At 73.4% G+C, this 3,206-nt stretch carries 4 protein-coding genes; all 4 read right to left on the bottom strand.

The genetic code is table 11. From position 1 onward, the window contains the following. Positions 1 to 36: 36 nt before the first annotated feature. Positions 37 to 465, bottom strand: coding sequence for an SRPBCC family protein (locus VOI19_RS16925; protein WP_323794124.1), 429 nt, complete (start codon positions 463 to 465; stop codon positions 37 to 39). Beyond that, on the bottom strand, positions 462 to 1,532 hold the full coding sequence (locus tag VOI19_RS16920; RefSeq protein ID WP_323794123.1) for an RDD family protein: 1,071 nt from the start codon (positions 1,530 to 1,532) through the stop codon (positions 462 to 464). The genes VOI19_RS16925 and VOI19_RS16920 overlap by 4 nt, the downstream gene beginning before the upstream one ends. Next, on the bottom strand, positions 1,529 to 2,707 hold the full coding sequence (locus VOI19_RS16915; RefSeq protein ID WP_323794122.1) for an FHA domain-containing protein: 1,179 nt from the start codon (positions 2,705 to 2,707) through the stop codon (positions 1,529 to 1,531). Before VOI19_RS16915 ends, VOI19_RS16920 begins: the two co-directional genes overlap by 4 nt. Next, positions 2,704 to 3,206, bottom strand: a 503-nt coding sequence (locus VOI19_RS16910) for a PP2C family protein-serine/threonine phosphatase (RefSeq protein WP_416366395.1), incomplete at its 5' end; no start/stop codon positions are given. The genes VOI19_RS16915 and VOI19_RS16910, both read right to left, overlap by 4 nt.

The raw sequence follows: 3,206 nt of genomic DNA, 5'->3' as shown, positions 1-3,206 counted from the left end.
GCCGGATAGGCGCAGCGCGCAGCGCGGTGGCCTGCGTCAGCCGGCCTCGGCGCGCTCGACGAGCCGCGCCATGGCCTGGGGCGCCTCCGCGGTCACCATCGGCCCGATCCCCTCGGCACCGGGTCCGGTGATGGTGGTCGACACCGTCACCTCGCACCCTGATCCTGCGAGGTCGCTCACCACGTGGTCGATGCTGATCTCGAGGTCGCCCATGCTCAGCCGGTCGAGGTAGCGCACGCCGGGCTCGACGACGTCGAGGGTGACCGGCACCTCGAAGGGGCCCGCCAGCGTCATCGTGCCGGTCGTGCCGGCCTCGAACGCACCGTCGAGCCGGACTGCCTCGACCGACGGGTCCCAGTCGGGCCAGGTCGAGGTGTCGCACCACAGCGCCCACACCGCCGCGGCGGGCGCGGTCGAGGTGATGCTGCCGTGGTGCTCGAAGGTCTCTGGGCTGGGCTGGCTCATCGGTGCTCCCGGGTGACGGTCATCGTGCGGTCACCGAAGCAGACGGTGTCGCCGTCCAGCAGCGTTGCAGGCCGTCCCGCCGACAACGGGCGCGACACGCCCTGCCGCACGAGCACCGACCCGTTGGTGGAACCGCGGTCCATCACCACCAGGGCTCCGTCGGGCACCACCTGGAACTGGGCGTGGGTCTTGGAGACCGAGATGTCGGAGGAGGGCAGCGCGACGACGTGGCGCACCGGCTCGTCGCCCCGTGGCTCGGGGCGCCGGCCCACCAGGGCGAGCCCCTCGACGACGAACTCCTCTCCCGTGTCGAACGACACCCGCCACGCACCCGGCGCCGCAGCAGGTCGTGCCGGGGCGGGTTCGGTCAGCGCGGGGGGCCGGCTCGTCGGCGGGGCGGACGGCGGGGCGGACGGCGGGGGACCAGTGGGTGGGCCAGTGGGCAGGCCCGCCGGAGGGCGCGAGGGCGGCGGTGACAGGGGCTGGGTCGGCGCGGCGACCGGCGCCGGCACCGGCATCGGGGTGCGAGGAGCGGGCAGCAGCCTCAGCGCGGTGAGGTTGACGATCTGGCGCGGTCGCGCGTCGGTGGCGTCCACGACCGCGGGCACCGGTCGTACGTCGACCACCACCGCGTGGGTCAGCAGGTCGTGGACGCCGCGGTGCCGACCGTCGGGAGCCGTGACCGCCGTCCAGGCGAGCGTGGCCAGCCCGATCCCTCCGGTCGGCAGGGTCAGGAACCCGAGGAGCAGCACGCGCAGGAGCGCGAGGGGCACCCCGATCGGAGCGCCGTCGAGGCCGACCACGCGCAGTCCGGCCACGGCCTTGCCGGGCGAGACGCCCGCGACCCCGAGCAGGACGCCGTGCGCCAGCGAGACCAGCAGCACCGCCGAGACGACGACCGCCACGCCCGCCGCCGTCCGCCCCTCGGCGAGGAGCGTGCGCCACGCGACGTAGCCGACCACCGCGAGGAGACCGTAGGCGAGCAGCCGGTCGAGCACGAAGGCGTAGAAGCGCCGATCGAGCTCGGCCGCCGGGTAGGTGACGGTCGCTGCGGGCTGCGGGATCAAGGCCGGGTGACCTGGATCGAGACGCCGTCGCCGAGGTTGATGGTGGCTCCGGGGATCAGCTGGACCGCAATACCGGGTCGCAGGCTCTCCGCGCCGACGCCGGGCTGGTCGAGGACGGTGCCGTTGGTCGAGCCGAGGTCGGTCACCACGGCGGTGCCGTGGTCGGCCCCCGATCCCGGTCGCACCTCCACGTGGGTGGAGGAGATCTCGTAGAGAGGGCTGTGCACCTTCACCAGGCGCGGCTGCTCGGAGGCACTGACGCGTCGCGCCTCGGGAGCACGTCCGATCAGGACCACCCGGTCGACGTCGACGACCTCGCCGGTGGAGAACCGCAGCGTGGCCACCGACGCGACGACGCGCGGCGGTGCCGGCTGTCCGGGGATGCCCGGCAGCTCGCGGGAGACCTCCGGGCCGAGGGTTCCGGTGCGGGTGAGTCCGTCGTGGTCGGAGGTCGGGTCGTCTGCGTGGTCGTCTGCGTGGTCGTCGGCCTGCTCCGGGACGCTCGGCAGCGGCGCCGAGAGCGGGTCGTCGACGAACAGCGGTGCCGAGGGCGGTCCGACAGGCGGCGGCCACCCGGCCTCGGGAAGATCGATGGGCCGGTCGAGCGAACCGGCGTCGTCGCTCGACCCGGACGCCTCGTCGAGGTCCACCAACTCCGTAGCTTCCTCCTCGACCTCAGCCGGCGGGACGACGGGAGCCTCGACGGCGGCCGGCCGGTCGACCCGCGAGACCCGCACGAGGCCGCCGATGATCGGCAGGTCGTCGGCGCGACCGCTGTCGTCGACGCCTTCTTCTCCAGCGTGATCACTCGGGCCGCCGACCTCGGCGACGAGCGAGTCGACGGTGTCGAGGACGCGCTCGACCCACGTGAGCGCCGTCGAGCCGTCGATCTCGAACTCCTCGCCACCGGCGGTGCCGGTGAGTCGCACGGGGCCGCGAGCCAAGATCTTCGTGGGCTCCTCGTGCCCGACCAGCAAGAAGCCGGGCAGCGAACCGAGGCCCGCCTCGAGGAGTGCGTCGAGCACCTCGTCGAAGACGGCGTCGTCGTCGATCAGCGACCAGAGCGTGGCGACCCGGGTCTTCTCCGACTCCGGCAGCAGCAGCGTCGTGGCACTCCCGAAGACACCGAACCAGGCGCCCGGGCGGTAGGAGGACCGATGGGTGGACGGGGTCACGGGAGCGCTCCCAACTTCTGCTCGAGACTCATGCGCTGGGCAGCGGAGTCGTACGGTCGATCCGGCACCAATCCCACCACATCGACGACGACGGCCGTCGCGTTGTCACGCCCTCCGGCGGCGACCGCCGCCGCGACCAGGAGGTCGGCGGCGTCGCGCGGGTCGGTGGTGCGGGTGAGGATCGAGGCGATCTCGTCGTCGCTGATCATCCCGCTCACGCCGTCGGAGCACAGCAGGAGCCGCTCCGCCCCGACGAGGGGCAGCACGAAGTAGTCGGCCTCCACGCTCCCCAGCCCGCCCAGCGCCCGGGTGATGACGTGTCGGTGCGGGTGGGTCTCGGCCTCGGTTCTGGTGAGGGTGCCCTCGTCGACGAGCTCCTGGACGACGCTGTGGTCGGTGCTGACCTGCTCGACCACCGTGCCGTGATGGCGGTAGACGCGGGAGTCGCCGAGGTTGGCCAGCAACCACATCGGCTCGACGGTGCCGTCGCCACCGGCGG

Origin of the sequence: Nocardioides sp., assembly GCF_034670285.1 — a bacterium.
Taxonomy (GTDB): Bacteria; Actinomycetota; Actinomycetes; order Propionibacteriales; family Nocardioidaceae; genus Nocardioides.
The sequence above is the reverse complement of the archived record's forward strand: the minus strand, read 5'-3'. Positions and strand labels throughout refer to the sequence as shown.